Raw genomic sequence first — 18760 nt, forward strand, 5'->3', positions numbered from 1 at the left:
TCAGGCCGCCTGCGCCTGGCAGGTACGGATCACGTCCAGCACGGGATCGGCGTCCACCGCCTGCACCCGCGCCTTGTGGCCATCAACCAGCACGAAGTTCAGCCGTCCGGCCTCGGTTTTCTTGTCGACCTGCATCAGCTCGACCATGCGTTCGGGCGTCAGGCCCAGGGCCGGCGACAGCGTCACCGGCAGCCCGGCGCGCTGGCACAGCCGCGTCAGGCGGTCGACCAGGCCCGCGTCGATCAGGCCCAGGCGCTGCGACAGGTGCGCCGCCATGATCATGCCGCAGCCCACGGCCTCGCCGTGCAGCCACTGGCCGTAGCCCAGGCCCGCCTCGATGGCGTGGCCGAAGGTGTGGCCGAAGTTGAGAATCGCGCGCAGCGCCGATTCGCGCTCGTCCTGGCCGACCACGTCGGCCTTGATGGCGCAGGAACGCTCGACCGCGTAAGCCAGCGCCGCCGGATCGCGCGCAACCAGCGCATCCATGTGCTCTTCCAGCCAGGCCAGGAAAGCCATGTCGGCGATGGGCCCGTATTTGATGACTTCCGCCAGGCCCGCCGACAGCTCGCGCGGCGCCAGGGTTTTCAGCGCGTCCAGATCGCACAGCACGCGCAGCGGCTGGTAAAACGCGCCGATCATGTTTTTGCCCAGCGGGTGGTTGATGGCGGTTTTGCCGCCCACCGACGAATCGACCTGCGCCAGCAGCGTGGTCGGAATCTGCACAAAGGGCACGCCGCGCATATAGGTCGCGGCGGCGTAACCGGCCACATCGCCGACCACGCCGCCGCCCAGGGCGTAGATGAGGGTCTTGCGGTCGCAGGCGGGGCGCAGCAGCGCGTCGTAGATCAGGCCCAGGGTCTCGCTGGTCTTGTAGGCCTCGCCGTCGGGCAGCTCCAGGTAGTGCAGCGTGTCGTGACGCCCGGCCAGCGCGGCCTTGAGCGCGGCGCCGTAGAGCGGCCCGACCGTGGTGTTGGTGACGATGAGCGCCTGGCGCGAGCGCGGCAGGTCAAAGTACGAGGCCGCATCGCCCAGCAGGCCCTGACCGATGCGCACGTCGTAGCTGCGGTCGGCCAGCGCCACGCGGCAGGTGGCCAGGATTTTGGAGGGGGACGTCATGGGCAAGCTCGTCTTGACAGGGTTGAAGGCGCTGCGGCGCCCACCCGGTCAGACCAGGCGGGCGGGAGGCTGAAGCTCCAGCTGGGCGGCCAGCAGATGCGCGGCCTGGTGGCTGCTCATGCCGCCGGTTTCCATGGTGTGGGCCGCCGTCTGAGTATACAGAGGGTCCCGCACAGTGAAGAGATCGGTCAGCCGCTGGCGCGGATCAGCCACCTGCAGCAGCGGGCGCTGGGTGTCGGTGCGCAGCCGCCGCCACAGCGCCTGCACGCCCACGCGCAGGTAAACGGTGTGCGCCCGCTGCTGCAGCAGCGCCCGGTTGGCCTCGCGCAGCACCACGCCACCGCCGGTGGACAGCACCTGCCGCCGCTCCTGCGCCAGGAGATCGGCCAGCACCTGCGTTTCGATGTCGCGGAAAGCCGCCTCGCCCTGCTGCTCGAAGAACGCACGGATCGAGCACCCGATGCGCTCTTCCAGCGCATGGTCGCAGTCCACCCAGTCGCAATCAAGGCGCCGGGCAAGCAAACGCCCGACAGAGGTCTTACCGCTGCCGGGCATGCCGATGAGGGCGATGGAGGTCAAGTCAAGAGAACATCAATAAGGCGGTTGGGAGACAAAAAAGCAGTTGGCCGGGTAGGCAGTTCCAGTCGCAGTGCCTGCTGCATCGCGAATAAAACCGTCATCCCCGTACGGGCTGAGCTGGAAGGCCGGCGATTCTTCTTTCTTCAGTTCCGAAAGAAGCAGGCCTGCACCCGCATCCAGTCTGGCGACGCTTTCCGTCCCGGCGACAGAGGTTGAAGCCGTGAAATCAAATTGTACCCACCGCGAGACGCTCTTCGGATACTGCACCGTGAAGGTGACCGTCCCGGTGCTGTCGGTGGTCGCCCGTCCGGGGATCACGGCCACGTCTGAACGGCGGGGGGCAATCTGCCCGGAGCCATCAAAGTCTTCCGTGGACTGAAGAATATTGTCTCCATTGCTGTCTTTGGGCAGGCACCACTGCAGCTCGACGGTCTTCCACTGGGTGTCTTTCTCGCCCCGGTCCATATAGCCTTTGCCAAACAGATTGAACTGAATGCCCGGGGTCACCACGGCGCCAGACTTGAGCACGCCCTGCGCATCCGTCACCTGGACCTTGAAAACTTTGGTGTAGGTGGTTCCATCGGTGGAGGGTGTCAAAGCATCGGCACGAGCGATGCTCAGCGAGACCGGCGGCCCCACCACAGTCAGCTTCTGACTGACGTTGGCAATCTGGCCTGGAATGCAGCTGGTTGTGCTCTGGCCTGTAAACCAATAGCAGGCCTGCAGGTTCAGGCCATTGGTGGCTGTGGTGTTGGCCCCGGGCCGGAAAGAGGCCGACACTTCGCCGTTCCCGTTCGTGGCCGACGGTGCCACCAGCAGGTTGCTACCGGAGTAGAAGTTGCCCCCCGAGTAATTGGAGGCCGGATCCACGCGGAAACCCACCAGAGCCCCGACCAGCGGCTGGTTGCCAGGCGTGAGCAAGCGCGCCGTGATGGGCACTTCGTTGCTGTCCGAGCTGGTCTGGTTGGCCGACACCGACGTGCTGCCCGGCGACAGATAAGCACTGCCAAAACTGGCCGCAGATGCCGTCGCCGCATCGGCCTGGCTGAGCGTCAAAGTCTGGCTGGACGTCTCGCCCATCGCGGACGCGCTGATGATGACTGCACCGGCGGTCATGGGACTGTCGAACGTGAAGGCCGCTTTGCCCGTGCCGCTGGTCGTTGCCGTCTGTGCGTCGCCACCGTTGACGGTGAAGCTGACGGTCTGGCCGCTGATTGGGTCGCCCACGCCATTGACCAGCGTGTAGGTCGCCGTATTGCCCTTGCCGCCGACGCTCAGGCTGGAGGGTGACAGCACGGGCGCACTGATCGACGTACCGGAAAACATCAGCGTCTGCGCGGGCGCCGCGACGGTGGTGTTGTAGGTGACTTCGGCCGACAGAGTAACCGAGTGGTTGCTCATGTCCTGACCGGGCGACACCACGGCCACAAAAGCGCCATTGCCATCGGTCACGGTGCTTTGCGTGAGCGTGTATTTGGTGACATTGCTGGTGTCCGTGGTGCCCGTGAGCACACCGGAGTTGATGACCGCGCCGCCGCCCGTCTTGACAGTGATGGGCGCACCGGACACCACATTGCCGTTGGCATCAACGGCCGTGATCTGCATGACCACCTTGTTCGACACAGTGAACGAATCCGCGCTTTCGTAGATGGCGCCCGTCAGGCCATTGCGGCTGCTGCCCTTGAAAGGCTGGATCTGCAGCGAGGCGACTTTGGCCGCGGCGGCTTGCTGTGCGGCCTGGCCCGAAGTATCAGTGGTTGTACCCGCGCCTGACCCCGATCCATACAGGCTCGTACCCGCGCTGCCACCGCCGCCACCGCAAGCAGCCAGAACGGCAGACGCCAGGGCCGCCAGAATCAAAGGTTTACCTTGCCATTTCATGTCTTGATACTCCGGAAAATCAGCGGACTTCGGTGCGCTCGGTCATGATGCGCGGGGTGATGAAAACCAGCAGCTCGCTGTTTTTGACCAAGCGGGATTTGTTGCGGAACAGGGCGCCGACCACGGGCAGATCGCCCAGCACCGGCACTTTGTTGACCACGTCGTTCTCTTCCTGAAGGTAGACGCCGCCCAGCACCACGGTGCCGCCGTTTTCGACCTGCACCTGCGTCTGCACGCGCTTGGTGTTGATGCCCACTCCGGTGCTGGTGACCGCACCCGGGCTGTCCTTGTTGACCTCGACATCCATGCTGATGTTGCCATCGGGCGTGATGTGCGGCTTCACTTTGAGCATCAGGCTGGCTTTCTTGAACTCGGTGTTGGTGCCATTCTGAGACACTGCGGTATAGGGAATCTCGACACCCTGTTCAATATTGGCTGTGACCTGGTCGGAAGTGACCACGCGCGGGCTGGAAATGACGCGGCCCTTGTTCTCGGATTCCAGCGCCGACAGCTCCAGGTTCAGAAAACGGTTGGCGCCTGCGCTGAAAATCGAGAACGCGATGCTGGCCGCCGAAGCGCCCAGGCTGCCAGAGTTGGCCGGCAGGTTGACGAAGTTGGAGTTGGTGTAGTTGGTGGCCGAATCCACGCCGTTCTGCAGCGTCTGGCTGCCGATCGAGGTGTAGTTGCCGCCAAAAGCCACGCGGTTGCCGCCGCCCAGGGAGTAGCCCGGCGTGCCGCCCTGCAGGCCGCGCACGTCGGTCGCGCCCAGCTTGATGCCCAGCGCGCGGCCAAAGGACTGGTCGGCCTCGACAATGCGCGCTTCGATCATCACCTGACGCACCGGCACATCGATCTTGGCGATCCAGTCCTGGATCTCCTGCAGCTTGGACGGGATGTCCGAGACAAAGATCTGGTTGGTGCGCGGCTCGGGGATGATGCTGCCGCGCGGCGACAGGATGCGCGTCACGGTGGCGGTGCTCTTGCCTGTCGGGTCGGTGGTGGTCTGCGTGCTCTCGCCGCCCTTGAGCGCCTTGGTCACGTCCTCGGCGCGGGCGTAGTTGAGCTGGAAGCTCTGCGTGCGCACGGGCTCCAGTTCCATCACGCGCTTCTGCGCTTCCAGTTCGGCCTGCTGGCGCTCGGCGATTTCCTTTTTGGGCGCGATCATCAGCACATTGCCCGAACGGGTCATGCCCAGATTGCGCGCTTCCAAAACCAGGTCCAGCGCCTGATCCCAGGGAACATCCTTCAGGCGCAGCGTGACGTTGCCGGTCACGGTGTCGCTGGTGACGATGTTGAAGTTGGTGAAATCGGCGATCACCTGCAGCAGCGCGCGCACTTCGATGTTCTGGAAGTTGAGCGAAATCTTCTGGCCGGTGTAGCCCTTGCCCTCGGTGGGCTTGTTGGTGCTGAGCGCGGCGGTCTTGATCTCCAGCACAAAGGTGTCGTCGGTCTGGTAGGCGCTGTCCTGCCAGTTGCCGCGCGGCTGCACGATCAGGCGCACTTTGCTCCCCGCCTGCATGGCGGTGATGGTGTTGACGGGTGTGCCGAAATCGGAGACGTCCATGCGGCGGCGCAGCGCGTCCGGCAGCGTGGCGCGGTCGAATTCGACGATCAGGTTCTGGCCGTCCTGGCGCACGGCGGGCTTGGCGGCCGCGTTGGCCAGCTGGACCACGACGCGGCCTGAGCCATCCGCGCCCTTGCGGAAATCCACCGAGCGGATGGCGTTGCCGCGCGGCTGCACGTCCGCTGCCGAATCGGACATGCCCGGGGCGGCCGCCATGGCGGCAGGCGCAGGCGCCGCGCTGCCAAAAGGCTGCGTGGACTCGGCGGCATCGGGCGTCAGCGCCACCAGCAGGGAATTGCCACTCAGGCTGGCCTTGTACTGCGCGGCAGCGCCCAGCGTCAGCACCAGGCGCGTGCGGTCCGGCGTCTGCGCCAGCAGCGCGCTGCGCACCAGGCCCGCATTGACCGGTACATTGGACACGCCCATGCCGTTGACCACGCCCGGCAGATCGATGGCGATGCGCGGCGGCGTCTGCACGGCAAAGCCTTCGGGCAGGCGGGTCAGGGGCGCATTGAAATCGATGCGCACCATGTCCTGCCCGGCCACGCGGGTGCTGCTGATGGCGGAGATCGCCGTCTGCGCCAGCGCAAACACCGGCGCGGCCAGCAGGACCAGCGCGGCGGCAGTGCGCCCCATCCAGCGTCCGGGGGTGGGGTTCAGACCCTTGAATTTCATCTCATTTCTCCTGCAGGGCCAGCGTGGCCGTTCGCTGTGTCCACGACTGCTGATCGGACTGCACCAGCTCGCGCAAAGTAATTTTTGTTTCGCTCACTTCGGTGATTTTTCCGAAGTTCTCGCCCAGGTACTGCCCGGGCTCGACGGTGTAGATCAGCCCCCCGGCCTGCACCAGGGCGTAGCGCTTGCCGCCGCGCATCAGGCTGCCGACCATGGTGATCTGGTCCAGACCAAAGCCTTCCAGCGCCTGGCGCGGGCGGCGCAGTTCGGCCTGGACCAGCGGATCGCTGGGGCCCTCGCTGCGCGGATCCTGCGGAAAGACGCGCCCCACATCGAAGGGGCTGACGCCATCGGTGTTGCTGTACTGCTGCGGCACAAAGCGGCGCGGCGGATTGAGCGGCTCGATTCTGGGCTTGACGGCGTCGAACTCCTGGCGCGTCCAGGCGTTCAGGTCGTCCGAGGCGCTGTCGCAGCCCGTCAGGGCCAGTGCCGCCAGCACCGACAGGGCCGACAGCAGCGGTTTCAGGGGAGACTGCGTCATTTCTTCGCTCCCGCGGTCTTGTTGCCGTCTTTCAGCTCGCGCTGGGCCAGAACTTCGGCCGCGTCCAGATAGCGGTAGGTGCGTGCTGTCGCGTCCATGACGAGATCCGGGTTGGAGGCGTCGGTCTTGCGCGCTGACCCCACCGTGCCAGCAGAAGCGCTGTCCGGCGCGGGCGCGAGGGTGATGCCCTCCAGCGTGACGATGCGCGACAGGTTGGCCAGCTCGGACGCGAAATGCCCCATCTGCCCGTATTTGCCGGTGACGCGGATGGCAATCGGCAGCTCGGCGTAATAGTCACGGATGACTTCGGCGCCGGGACGGAAGAGCTCGAACTTCAGGCCCTGGCTCATGCCGGCCTGGTTGATGTCGGACAGCAGCGCGGCCATTTCCGCCTTGCTGGGCAGCTGTTTTTCCAGCTGCTGGACAAAATCTTCCACCTGCCGTTTTTGCACCTGCAGCGATTCGATGTTGACCGCCTGGACCAGCTTGCCGCGGTACTCCTGGCGCAGGTTGGCTTCTGTGGCCTGGGCATCGCTCAGCGCAGTGCTCTGGTCGCGGATCAGCGCCAGCCAGACCAGGCCAACGCCCAGCAGGCCGATGCCCGTCCAGGCCGCGATGCGCGGCAGCAGCGGCCACTTGGCCGGATCGTTGGGGTCTAGGCCACGAAACTGGCTCTGCACCGACTGCAGCTGCTGGCGCAGGCTGACCTTGGGCTTGGCCGGGGCCGGTTTTTTGCTCCGGGGCTTGCCGCCGGGGCTGAGTTTGGGGATGCGCAGGGACTTCATCATGGCTGTCTCGCGGGGACTGGTGCCGGTGCATGGGCCGGAGCGGTTGCGGCAACGGGGGCCACAGCGGCTGGCGGTGCGGCAGCAGCAGGGGCTTTCGCGGTCGAAGCTGGCGGTGTCGCTCCGTCGGCCGGAGCCGCGACCAGCGCCTGGCCCAGCGCCTGCGGGTTGAGGTGCAGCTTGAGCGTGTAGGCGTATCGTGCCGCCGCCGGCCGACCCGTGCGGCCACCGGCGGGGGTCGCAGGCGCATCGGGCGTGGCGCCAGCCCCAGCCTGAACTTCAACCAGCTCGGGGTTGTTGATCATCAGCGTGGGGCCCGTGGCGTTGCGGATGAACTCGGCCACGCGCTCGTTGGATTCGGCCAGGCCCACCACCGTGACCACGGTGCCATCCTGTTTGATGCTGCTGATCGACACACCGCGCGGCAGGGCTGACACCAGCTCGTTGAACAGCGCCACGGCCACGTTGCGGTTGCCCTGCAGCGTCTCGACCGCGCCCTGGCGGGATTTCAGCGCCTCGATCTCGGAGCGCAGCGTGGCGATGTCCTTGATGCGCGTGTCCAGCTTGGCCGATTCGGCGGTGAGGAAGCTGTTGCGGGCGTTCTGTTCGTCCACGGCGCGGACTTCCACCGTGAACCACAGCCCGCCCAGCACCAGCCCGGCCACGAAGGCCAGTGCGGTGTAGACAAAAAACTGCTGCTTGCGGGCCTTGCGGGCGGCCTCGCGGTGCGGCAGCAGGTTGATCCGGAGCTGCTGGCTCATGGCATGAATCTCCGCAGGGCGAGGCCACAGGCCGTAAGGTAGGACGGCGCTTCCTTGCGGACCCGGTCTTTCTGCAGCTGGGCGCCGATCTGGAAGTGCTCGAAGGGGTTGACGACGACGGCGGCAAAGCCGGTCAGATCGGTGATCTGCTGCGTCAGCTGCGGCAGCGTGGCGGTGCCGCCGCTGACCAGCACGTAGTTGACCTTGTGGTGCGGCGAGCTGGTGAAGAAGAACTGCAGGGCGCGGGCGATTTCCTGCGCCAGGGTGTTGACGAAGGGCTGCAGGATGGTCTCCTCGTAATCGGGCGGCAGATCGTGACTGCGCTTGCGCTGCTCGGCCTCTTCCCACGAAAAGCCGTACTGGCGGGTGATGAAGTGCGTGAGCTGCGCACCGCCAAAGGCCTGGTCGCGCTCGTTGATGAGCTCGGTGCCCTTGATGATTTTCATGCTGGACGATTCGGACCCGATCTCGAACAGCGCCACCAGCGTCTCGCTGCTGTAGCCCGGCAGCGCCTGGATGACCGGCGCTACGCCCATCAGTGCCGCGTGCGATTCGATGTCCAGGATGGCGGGCTTGAGCCCGGCGGCTTCGACCAGGCCCTGACGGTCCTGAACCTTGTCCTTGCGCGAGGCAGCGATCATCACGTCCACATCGCCCGGGCTGGTCTTGCTGGGGCCCATCACGCAATAGTCCAGGCTGACCTCTTCCAGCGGGAAGGGAATGTAGTGATTGGCCTCGGATTCGACCTGGGCCTCCATTTCGTCCTCGCGCAGGTCGGCGGCCATGGCGATTTTCTTGGTGATGACCGACGCGGGCGGCATGGCGAACACCACCTGGCGCGTGCGCGTGCCGCTGCGCTTGACGGCGCGCTCGATGGCGCCCGCCACCTCGTCGAACTTTTCGACCTGGTTGCCGACCACCCAGCCCTGCTCCAGCGGCTCGGACTGCAGGCGCTGGAGCACGTACTGGCCGTCGGGCAGACGGTCCAGCTCGACCAGCTTGACGCTGGAGGTCGAGATATCCAGCCCCAGCATGGGGGGTGATTTGCTGCCGCGCAGCTGATCCAGAAAACTCACGGGATGCTTCTCCTTGCAGCGCGCCGTCGCTGCCATCCACTGATTGCGAATGGAAGGCATCTTAGGTCAGCGCTCCGTGGCTTAAAGCCCAAAAAGGCGTTAAAAATCGGCCCCTGGCGAGTGGACCGAAGCCCTGCTTGCAGGCAGGCAGCACATTCGCCGCTGTTTTTGATGCATCCGCAGCCATTTGCACCGAGAATCACGGCCTGACGGAGAAGGAATACCGAGTGATGCGAATACTGGCGTGGTTTTTCGGGCTGCTGGCAGCCCTCGTACTGGTGGGACTGATTCTGGCCGGGGTGGCTGTCGCGATGGCTTACCCCCAGCTGCCCAGTCTGGACAACATGGCCGACTACCGGCCCAAAGAGCCCTTGAAGGTCTTTTCGCGCGACGGCGTGCTGCTGGGCCAGTACGGCGAAGAGCGCCGCATCTTCGTGCCGATCAACGAGATCCCGAAGGTGATGCAGGAGGCCGTTCTGGCCATCGAGGACGCGCGCTTTTACGAGCACGGCGGCGTCGATTTCATCGGCATCGCCCGCGCACTGGCCGACGATCTGGGCCAGTCGTCCGGCCAGGGCGCCTCGACCATCACCATGCAGCTGGCGCGCAACTTTTACCTGTCTACCGAAAAGACCTACACGCGCAAGCTCTACGAAGCCCTGCTGGCGCGCAAGATCGAGCAGCGCTTTTCCAAGCAGCAGATTCTCGAGCTGTACATGAACCAGATTTATCTGGGACAGCGGGCCTACGGCTTTGGCGCCGCCGCCGAAGCTTACTTTGGCAAGCCGCTGCAGAAGATCACCCTGGCCGAGGCCGCCATGCTGGCCGGTCTGCCCAAAGCCCCTTCGGCCTACAACCCCATCGTCAACGAGAAGCGCGCGCTGTTGCGCCAACGCTACATTCTGCAGCGCATGGCCGAGCTCGGCCTGATCAGCAGCACCGAGCGCGAACAGGCGCTGGCCCAGAAGCTGGTCTACCGCCAGCCCGTGCAGACCAGCACGCAAAGCCAGTACGTGGCCGAGCTGGCCCGCCAGCTGCTGTACAGCCAGTACGGTGAGAGCGCTTACGAACGCGGCCTGCAGGTTTACCTCACGGTCAGCATCCAGTCGCAGGACGCCGCTTATCGCGCACTGCGCGCCGGCTTGCGCCGCCTGGACGCCAAACGCCCCTACCGCGGCCCGGAAGCACGGCTGGAACTGCCCGCCAAAGCCGACGAGCTGGATGATTTTGTCGGCGACAAGCTGGAGAACTTCCCCGCCCAGGGCGGCCTTGTGGCCGCCGTCGTCACCCGCGCCAAACCGGGCAGCGTGACGGTGATGTTCCAGGACGGCCAGAGTGTCAACATCACCGGCGAAGGCCTGCGTCTGGCAGGCCCCGCGCTGATGCCGGGCGCCAGCGCCAAAACGCGCATCACGCGTGGCGCCATTGTGCGCACGGCCAAGGTCGGCGAGAGCTACACCATCGTGCAGACGCCGGAGGTCGAAGGCGCGCTGATCGCCATGAACCCCAACAACGGCTTTGTCACCGCCATGGCCGGCGGCTTTGATTTCTACAAGAACAAGTTCGATCACGTCACCCAGGCCTGGCGCCAGCCGGGCTCGTCGTTCAAGCCCTTCATTTACTCGGCCGGCCTGGAAAAAGGCTTTATGCCCGGCACCTGGATGAACGACGCCCCGCTGCGTTTCAGCGCCCGCACCACCGGCGGCGAAGTCTGGAACCCCAAAAACTACGACGGCCGCTTCGAAGGCCCGATGACGCTGCGCCGCGCCCTGGCCAAGTCGAAGAACCTGGTGTCGATCCGGCTGCTGCGCGAAATCGGCCCCGAATACGGCCGCGACTGGGCCACGCGCTTCGGCTTTGATCCCAAACGCAATCCGCCTTACCTGACGCTGGCGCTGGGCTCGGGAACGACCACGCCCATGCAGATGGCGGCGGCGTACGGGGTGTTCGCCAACGGCGGGCATCTGGTGCAGCCGGTCATCATCCAGAAAATCCTCAACAGCCGCGGCGAGGTGCTTTTCGAAGCCCCCGACACGCCTCCGGGAGAAGACCGCCGCGTCATTCCGGCGCGCAACGCCTTCATCATGGGCACCATGCTCAACGAAGTGGCCCGCAAAGGCACGGCGGCGCGGGCGCAGAAAGAGCTGGGTCGGCCCGACATTTACGGCAAGACGGGCACGACCAACGGCTCTTACGACGCCTGGTTTGCCGGTTTCCAGCCCAACGAAGTCGCCGTGGTCTGGGTGGGCTACGACACGCCGCGCTCGCTGGGCGCGCGCGAGACCGGCGGTGGCCTGGCCCTGCCGATCTGGATCGACTTCATGAAGCAGGCGCTGAAAGACCAGCCCGTGGTCGAACTGAAACCACCGCCCGGCGTGGTGCGCTCAGGCGGGGACTGGACCTATCCGGAGTTCGTCGGACGCGGCCCCAGCCGCATTTACGAAGACGACGCCGCGCCGCGACCCCGGCCGAAGCCACGCGTGCGCCGTGCGGCGCCAAGCGTTGATGACAGCGGCGAAGACGACACACCGGTGCCGGTGGACAACAGCCAGGAGCGGCAGTCCATCATTGACATGTTCAGCAATGGCAACGGGAACGGCAACTGAGGCCGATCCCGTCCCTCAGAGCAGCAGCGCTGTCATGACCAGCAGCGCAGCCGCTTCACCCAGCTGCTGCGCGGCGCCCAGGGTGTCGCCGGTGTAACCGCCGAGGCGGCGGCGCAGCCCGGCGCGCAGGCCAATCAGCAGCAGGCCCCAGGCGCCCAGTGGCAGCACAAGGCCGCCCAGCGGCAGCCCGGCCGCCAGCAGCACCAGGGCCACGCCCAGCAGCACCAGGCCCGCGCCCAGCGCCGCGTGGGCGACCAGGCGCGCTGGAGGGTTCACCCAGTCGGAAACTTTGGAAGCCTGCGCATCGCCCGCGTAAGGCAGCAGCGCCATCAGCGCCACAGCCAGCGCCCGCGATCCGGCGTGGGCCCAGACCAGCACCGCCAGCACCAGCGCTGTATTGCCCTGGCTGATCTGCGTCAGCAGCGCCCAGCGCAGCCCCAGCATCAGCACCAGGCCACACACGCCGTAGGTGCCCAGGCGCGAATCTTTCATGATTTCAAGAGCGCGCTCGCGCGTGGCGTGGCCCCACAGGCCGTCGCAGCTGTCGGCCCAGCCGTCCTCGTGCAGGGCGCCGGTCAGCGCCACGCTGGCCCACAGCGCCAGCAGCGCCGCCACGCCCGGAGGCCAGATCAGGCTGGCGGCCACCAGCACGCCGCCCACCGCCAGGCCAATGCCCGCACCGACCAGCGGCAGGTGGCGCAGGCAGGCGGTGGGCGTCTGCACCGTCCAGACGGGCGGTGCGGGCAGGGGCAGCCGCGTCAGGAACTGCGCGGCGGCCAGCAGCAGCGACAGCTCGCGCCGCAGCGAAGCACTCCCCCGCTGGCGAAAACCGCCGCGGCCATCGTCCTTGTGCGGCCCGTCCGTCATGACGCAGCGTGCGCCGTGCTGACCCGCGCCGAATCAAAACTGGCCATGTCGTTGAACAGCGCGACCGCCTGGCGCAACAGCGGCCAGGCCAGCGCCGCGCCCGAGCCTTCGCCCAGACGCAGACCCAGATCCAGCAGCGGCGTGAGGCCCGCCCCGCCCGTGGCGCGGTGCTGCGCGTCCAGGTGGGCGATGGCGTCGGCGTGCGCCGATTCGTGCGAGCGGTGGGCCAGCACGGCGTGGTCCAGCACGCCCGGCGCCAGCGCTGCCGCGACCAGCAGCGCCGACGTGACGATCAGGCCATCCACCAGCACCGCCTGGCCCTGACGCGCCGCCTGCACTATGGCGCCGACCAGCATCGCCACCTCCAGCCCGCCCAGGGTCTGCAGGGCCCACCAGGCGCGGCGCGCCGCCTCGTCCTGCGGCAGACCGGGCGGGAAGGCGGCTTCGAGGTGGTCTGCGGGAGGCAGTTCGGGGTGGCGCGCCAGAACCTGTTCCAGCACCGCCTGCTTGCGCGCCAGCCCCGCGTCGTCCAGGCCCGTGCCCCGGCCCACGCGCAGCGGCTGGCCAGTCAACCGGGCGGTCAGCAGCGTCGCCGCCGAAGTGTTGCCGATGCCCATTTCGCCCAGCAGGACGACATCGCCCGGCGCCCCGCGCACCGCCTGAGCGCCGCGCTGCAGCGCCAGCAGGGTCTGCTGCGGCGTCATCGCGGGGCCGTCCAGGGAGCTGGCACAGCCCGGCGCCACGGGCACGTTGATCAGGCCAGGCTGGTCAGCCAGCGGCGTGGCCACCCCGGCGTTGACCACCTGCAGCGGCAGGCCGCTCTCGCGCGCCAGCACGGCAATCGCGGCGCCGCCCGCCAGGAAGTTGGCCACCATCTGCGCGGTGACTTCGCTGGGGTAAGCCGACACGCCCGCACGCGCCAGGCCGTGGTCGGCGGCAAAGACCCACACGCCCGCGCCCTGCGCGCTCAGGCGCTGGCCCGGCTGCAGGCGCTGCAGCAGACCGAGCTGGCGCATCAGGTCCTCCAGGCGACCCAGCGATCCGACCGGCTTGGTCAGGTGGTCAATGTGGTGCTGCAGGGCGGCCTGGCGCGCGGCATCGCGCACGGCGGGCAGATCCAGGAGGTCAGTGGGGAAGTGCAGGGTCGATTCGGTCATGGCAGGTGATCTTTCAGGCAGGATGTGCCCCGGCAAAACCCGGGCGGATTCAAGCCTGCCTTAAGATGCCCGCCAGAAAGTCTGAGCCCGCACCCCGCTGCAGACGCCGATCCGGCGCAGGGGCTGCGGCACAATACACCACAGAGAGCCCGCATGAAGCCGCTTCCTTACTGGCAGCACCCCGATTTCCGCCGCGGCGTGCGCGACATGCTGGCCACCGCCCCCGGCCAGGCCGCCTGGGGGCTGGTGACCGGGGTGGCGATGGTGGACAGCGGCCTGCCCGTGCCGCTGGCGCTGCTGATGTCGCTGACGGTCTATGCCGGCAGTGCGCAGCTGGCGGTGCTGCCGCTGCTGGTCAGCGGCGCCGCGCCCTGGGTGATCTGGCTGACCGCCCTGTGCGTGAACCTGCGCTTTGTGGTGTTCAGTGCGAGCTGGCGGCCTTTTTTCAGACACTATCCGCTGGGCCAACGCGCCCTGGCGGGCTATATGGCAGGAGACATCGGATTCGTGCTGTTCATGCGCCACTTTGCTTCCGGCCAGCCCGCAGCTGCCGATGCGCCCCGCGACAGCCTGCCCTACTTCTGGGGCAGCAGCTGGACGGGCTATCTGGCCTGGCACATTCCTTCGCTGATCGGCATCGCGCTGGCGGGCAGTGTGCCCACCACCTGGAACCTGGGCTTTGCCGGGACGCTGGCGCTGGTGGCGCTGGCCTGCTCGCTGGTCGGCAGCCCGGCCACCTGGCTGGCGGCCGCCGCAGCGGGCACAGTCTCGGTGCTGGCCGTGTCACTGCCTTACAAGCTGAACATCGTTCTGGCCATTGCGGCGGCGGTCGCCGTCGGCGTGACCATGGAGAAGCGCCGTGGTGAATGATTTTCTCGGCACCGGCGCCGTCATCCTGGGCCTGGCCGTGATCACGGTGCTGACGCGCGGTTTTTTCATCCTGCCGCGCCGCGAGATTCCCCTGCCCGCCTGGCTGCGCGCAGGCCTGCGCTACGCGCCGCTGGGCGCGCTGGCGGCCATCATCGTGCCGGGCGTCGTGATGAACGGCGACCAGCTCACCCCCACCCTGCTCGACGCCCAGATTGCCGGGGCGCTGGCCGGAATCGCCTGGTTCGCCTGGCGCCAGTCGGTGCTGGGCACCATCGTGGCCGGTATGGCCGTGATGTTGCTTTTGCGTCTGGGGCTGGGCTGGGCCTGATTTTTTGTGTATCGTGCGACTGTTAGCGCTAACCCGCCGGGCCAGCGCCGCGCAGACGCACGGTGTTGTGTTGATGAAGCCCTCTGACGGAGTTCCCATGTCTATCGTGCGATTTGCTGATCTGGCCCAAAGTGGCGCCCTAAAAAACAAGCGGGTGTTCATCCGCGCTGACCTCAACGTGCCGCTGACCCCGGACGGCCAGGTGTCCGAGGACACACGCATCCGCGCCTCGCTGCCCTGCATCCGTCAGGCGCTGGACGCGGGCGCCGCCGTGATGGTCACCTCCCACCTGGGACGGCCGACCGAAGGCCAGTTCAAGCCCGAAGATTCGCTGGCCCCCGTCGCCAGGCGCATGAGCGAACTGCTCGGCCGCGACGTGCCCGTGGTCGCAAACTGGGTGGACGGCGTCCAGGTCGAGCCCGGCCAGGTCGTGATCCTGGAAAACTGCCGCGTCAACGTCGGCGAAAAGAAAAACAGCCCCGATCTGGCCCGCAAAATGGCCGCGCTGTGCGACGTCTTCGTCCACGACGCCTTTGGCACCGCGCACCGCGCCGAAGCCAGCACCTACGGCATCGCGCAGTTCGCGCCCGTGGCCTGCGCTGGGCCGCTGCTGTCGGCCGAAATTGATGCGCTGGATCGCGCCCTGGCCGCCCCCAAACGCCCGCTGGTGGCAATTGTCGCGGGCTCGAAAGTCAGCACCAAGCTGACCATCCTGCAGGCGCTGTCCAGCAAGGTTGACGGCCTGATCGTCGGCGGCGGCATCGCCAACACCTTCCTGCTGGCCGCCGGTCTGCCCATCGGCAAAAGCCTGGCCGAACCCGATCTGGTCGACGCGGCCCAAGCCGTGATCGCCGACATGAAAGCGCGCGGCGCCGAAGTGCCCATCCCCGAAGACGTGGTCTGTGCCAAATCCTTCTCGGCTGACGCGACAGCCACCGTGAAAGCCGCCACCGAAGTCGCCGATGATGATCTGATTCTGGATATCGGCCCGAAAACGGCGGTGCGTCTGGCCCAGCAGCTCAAATCGGCGGGGACCATCGTCTGGAACGGCCCGGTCGGCGTGTTCGAGTTCGACGCCTTCGCCAAAGGCACCGAAGCCATTGCGCGCGCCATCGCCGAATCCGACGCTTTCAGCATTGCGGGCGGCGGTGACACGCTGGCGGCGATCGCCAAATACGGCATTGAGAAACAGGTGAATTACATCTCCACCGGCGGGGGGGCTTTCCTGGAAGTCCTGGAAGGCAAAACCCTGCCAGCGTTTGAAGTCCTGACACAACGAGGTCAAAACCCATGACACGCGAAACGAAAATTGTGGCCACGCTGGGCCCCGCCAGCAGCGACGCCGACACCCTGGAGCGCCTGATCCGCGCCGGGGTCAATGTGGTGCGTCTGAACTTCAGCCACGGCAAGGCCCAGGACCACATCGACCGCGCCACGCTGGTGCGCGAGGTGGCCCGCAAGGTCGGGCGTCCCGTGGCGCTGATGGCGGACCTGCAGGGCCCCAAGATTCGTGTCGGCAAATTCGCCGAAAACAAGGTGATGCTGGAAGCGGGCGCGCCTTTCATCCTGGACGCGGCCCGCACCGAGCCCGGCGACATCACCATCGTCGGGCTGGATTACAAACAGCTGCCGCGTGACGTGCAGGCGGGCGACACCCTGCTGCTCAACGACGGCCTGATCGAGCTGACCGTGACGCGCGTCATGGGCGATCAGGTCCACACCCGCGTCAAGCTGGGCGGCGAGCTGTCCAACAACAAGGGCATCAACAAGCTGGGCGGCGGCCTGACCGCCCCGGCGCTGACGTCCAAGGACATGGACGACATCAAGACCGCCATGTCCTTCCAGTGCGACTACCTGGCGGTCAGTTTCCCCAAAAGCGCCACCGACATGGAGATGGCCCGCCAGCTGGCCTACGTCGCCGGTGAGCCCTACAACCACCGCCCGGCGCTGATCGCCAAGATCGAGCGCACCGAGGCCATCGACAACCTGGAAGGCATCCTGCGCGCCAGCGACGGCATCATGGTCGCGCGGGGCGATCTGGCGGTCGAAATCGGCAACGCGGCCGTGCCCGCCATGCAAAAGCGCATGATCCGCATGGCCCGCGAGATGGACAAGGTCGCCATCACCGCCACGCAGATGATGGAATCCATGATTGTCAACCCGGTGCCCACGCGCGCCGAGGTCTCCGACGTGGCCAACGCCGTGCTGGACGGCACCGACGCCGTCATGCTGTCGGCCGAAACCGCTGCGGGCAAGTATCCGGTCGAAACCGTCGAGCAGATGGCGGCCATCGCGCTGGCCGCCGAGCAGGCGCAGGATCACGATCTGGACCCGGGTTTCACGCGCCGCCACTACAACCGCATCGACCAGAGCATCGCCATGGGCGCCATCTTCACGGCGCACAACCTGGGCTGCAAGGCCATCGTGGCGCTGACCGAAAGCGGCAGCACCGCGCTGTGGATGAGCCGCCACAACGTCCATCTGCCCATCATCGCGCTGACCACCAAAGCGCAGGCGCTGGGCCGCATGACGCTGTACCGCAACGTGCAGCCGCTGCTGGTCGAGTTCCAGGACGACAAGGAAAAGGCGCTGGCTGCGGCCGAACGCCTGCTGGTCTCGCGCGGCATCCTGAAAGCGGGCGACGCCTACGCCATCACCTGCGGCGAGCCCATGGGCCACCCGGGCGGCACCAATATGCTCAAGGTCGTGCGCCTGGCGTAATTTCGCGAAGCGTGATAGCGCTCACCTCACTTTTCGGGTCTTAGACTGCGGGCAAGCGCTCTGGCGCAGCCGGTTTTCAACTTGACCCGAGGAGTGAGAAATGGCCCTGGTTCCCCTGCGCATCCTGCTGGACCATGCCGCCGAGCGCGGCTATGGCATCCCCGCCTTCAACGTCAACAACCTGGAGCAGGTCCAGGCGGTGATGTCCGCCGCCGACGAGGTCGGCGCGCCCGTCATCCTGCAGGCCAGCGCCGGGGCGCGCAAGTACGCGGGCGAAACCTTCATCCGCCACCTGATCCAGGCCGCCACCGAGGCCTGGCCGCACATTCCCATGGTCATGCACCAGGATCACGGCACATCTCCCGCCGTGTGCGCGGGGGCGATGGCGCTGGGTTTTGGCTCGGTGATGATGGACGGCTCGCTGCGCGACGACGGCAAAACCCCCTCCAGCTTCGAGTACAACGTGCAGGTCACGCGTGAGGTCGTGCAAACCGCGCACGCGCAAGGCGTGAGCGTCGAGGGCGAACTCGGCTGCCTGGGCAGCCTGGAAACCGGCCAGGCGGGTGAGGAGGACGGCATCGGCGCCGAAGGCGTGCTGGACCACAGCCAGATGCTGACCGACCCCGAAGAGGCCGCCCGCTTCGTCGCCGCCACGGGGGTGGACGCGCTGGCCATTGCGATTGGCACCAGCCACGGCGCCTACAAGTTCAGCCGCAAGCCCACGGGCGACATCCTGGCCATCGACCGCGTGCGCGCCATCCACGCCCGCATCCCGGACACGCACCTGGTGATGCACGGCAGCTCCAGCGTGCCCCAGGAGCTGCTGGCGCTGATCAACCAGTACGGTGGCCAGATGAAGGAAACCTACGGCGTGCCCGTCGAAGAAATCCAGCAGGCCATCCGCTACGGCGTGCGCAAGATCAACGTCGATACCGACATCCGCCTGGCGATGACGGCGGCGGTTCGCCAGTTCCAGGCGCAGAACCCCGACAAGTTCGACATGCGCGAATGGATGAAACCCGCGCGCGCCGCCGCGCAGGCCATCTGCCGCCAGCGCTATCTGGAGTTCGGCTGCGAAGGCCAGGGCAGCCGCATCCAGCCGGTCACTCTGGTGGACATGGCGGCGCGCTACCGCCAGGGCCAGCCCGGCCTGAAGGGCGCGCTGCAGCCCGCGTGATCCGGCCAGATGCCGCTGCGGCTTGGGCGCGCCAACAGCCCTGACGCCGTGTCGGC

The 18760-nt window shown here is 66.9% G+C and carries 16 protein-coding genes; 6 read left to right on the forward strand and 10 right to left on the reverse strand.

Features of this window, described 5'->3' with window-relative positions:
* From aroB to RV045_RS11460, 8 genes are read right to left on the reverse strand one after another with little or no spacing between them, the layout of a single operon-like run.
* A complete protein-coding gene (gene aroB / locus RV045_RS11425) occupies positions 1 to 1116 on the reverse strand; it encodes a 3-dehydroquinate synthase (protein ID WP_423235920.1) in 1116 nt (371 codons plus the stop codon).
* 48 nt (positions 1117 to 1164) lie between these two features.
* Entirely contained in the window at positions 1165 to 1695 is a 531-nt protein-coding gene (locus RV045_RS11430) for a shikimate kinase (RefSeq protein WP_423235921.1), read from the reverse strand.
* 12 nt (positions 1696 to 1707) lie between these two features.
* On the reverse strand, positions 1708 to 3576 hold the full coding sequence (locus RV045_RS11435; protein WP_423235922.1) for an Ig-like domain-containing protein: 1869 nt from the start codon (positions 3574 to 3576) through the stop codon (positions 1708 to 1710).
* Positions 3577 to 3595: 19 nt separating this feature from the next.
* Positions 3596 to 5815, reverse strand: a complete 2220-nt coding sequence (locus RV045_RS11440; protein WP_423235923.1) for a type IV pilus secretin PilQ — start codon at positions 5813 to 5815, stop codon at positions 3596 to 3598.
* Between the two features lies 1 nt (position 5816).
* Positions 5817 to 6356, reverse strand: a complete 540-nt coding sequence (locus tag RV045_RS11445; protein ID WP_423235924.1) for a pilus assembly protein PilP — start codon at positions 6354 to 6356, stop codon at positions 5817 to 5819.
* Positions 6353 to 7144, reverse strand: a complete 792-nt coding sequence (locus RV045_RS11450) for a type IV pilus inner membrane component PilO (protein WP_423235925.1) — start codon at positions 7142 to 7144, stop codon at positions 6353 to 6355. The genes RV045_RS11445 and RV045_RS11450 overlap by 4 nt, the downstream gene beginning before the upstream one ends.
* Positions 7141 to 7902: a PilN domain-containing protein gene (locus RV045_RS11455; protein WP_423235926.1), complete on the reverse strand. Its 762-nt coding sequence runs from the start codon at positions 7900 to 7902 to the stop codon at positions 7141 to 7143. The genes RV045_RS11450 and RV045_RS11455 overlap by 4 nt, the downstream gene beginning before the upstream one ends.
* Positions 7899 to 8936, reverse strand: coding sequence for a pilus assembly protein PilM (locus tag RV045_RS11460; protein ID WP_423235936.1), 1038 nt, complete (start codon positions 8934 to 8936; stop codon positions 7899 to 7901). The genes RV045_RS11455 and RV045_RS11460 overlap by 4 nt, the downstream gene beginning before the upstream one ends.
* Positions 8937 to 9208: 272 nt before the next feature.
* Between RV045_RS11460 and RV045_RS11465 the strand changes: the two genes are divergently transcribed.
* Complete coding sequence (locus RV045_RS11465; protein WP_423235937.1) at positions 9209 to 11584, forward strand: penicillin-binding protein 1A; 2376 nt, start codon at positions 9209 to 9211, stop codon at positions 11582 to 11584.
* Positions 11585 to 11599: 15 nt separating this feature from the next.
* Here RV045_RS11465 and cobS read toward each other — a convergent pair whose 3' ends face one another.
* Positions 11600 to 12451, reverse strand: a complete 852-nt coding sequence (gene cobS / locus RV045_RS11470) for an adenosylcobinamide-GDP ribazoletransferase (RefSeq protein ID WP_423235927.1) — start codon at positions 12449 to 12451, stop codon at positions 11600 to 11602.
* Positions 12448 to 13608, reverse strand: coding sequence for a nicotinate-nucleotide--dimethylbenzimidazole phosphoribosyltransferase (locus RV045_RS11475; RefSeq protein WP_423235928.1), 1161 nt, complete (start codon positions 13606 to 13608; stop codon positions 12448 to 12450). The genes cobS and RV045_RS11475 overlap by 4 nt, the downstream gene beginning before the upstream one ends.
* 153 nt (positions 13609 to 13761) lie before the next feature.
* Here RV045_RS11475 and RV045_RS11480 point away from each other — a divergent pair, with 153 nt between their 5' ends.
* From RV045_RS11480 to fba, 5 genes are all read left to right on the forward strand, one after another.
* Positions 13762 to 14478, forward strand: coding sequence for an AzlC family ABC transporter permease (locus tag RV045_RS11480; protein ID WP_423235929.1), 717 nt, complete (start codon positions 13762 to 13764; stop codon positions 14476 to 14478).
* Positions 14471 to 14806 (forward strand): AzlD domain-containing protein, encoded by a 336-nt coding sequence (locus RV045_RS11485; RefSeq protein WP_423235930.1) that lies wholly within the window; start codon positions 14471 to 14473, stop codon positions 14804 to 14806. The genes RV045_RS11480 and RV045_RS11485 overlap by 8 nt, the downstream gene beginning before the upstream one ends.
* A gap of 97 nt (positions 14807 to 14903) precedes the next feature.
* Complete coding sequence (locus tag RV045_RS11490) at positions 14904 to 16100, forward strand: phosphoglycerate kinase (RefSeq protein WP_423235931.1); 1197 nt, start codon at positions 14904 to 14906, stop codon at positions 16098 to 16100.
* Positions 16097 to 17527 carry a pyruvate kinase gene (gene pyk / locus RV045_RS11495; protein WP_423235932.1) on the forward strand — a complete coding sequence of 477 codons (1431 nt, stop codon included), beginning with the start codon at positions 16097 to 16099 and terminating at the stop codon, positions 17525 to 17527. Before RV045_RS11490 ends, pyk begins: the two co-directional genes overlap by 4 nt.
* Before the next feature lie 100 nt (positions 17528 to 17627).
* Complete coding sequence (fba, locus tag RV045_RS11500; RefSeq protein WP_423235933.1) at positions 17628 to 18704, forward strand: class II fructose-bisphosphate aldolase; 1077 nt, start codon at positions 17628 to 17630, stop codon at positions 18702 to 18704.
* Positions 18705 to 18760: the final 56 nt, after the last annotated feature.

This window comes from Amphibiibacter pelophylacis, from assembly GCF_037688875.1.
GTDB lineage: Bacteria > Pseudomonadota > Gammaproteobacteria > Burkholderiales > Burkholderiaceae_C > Amphibiibacter > Amphibiibacter pelophylacis.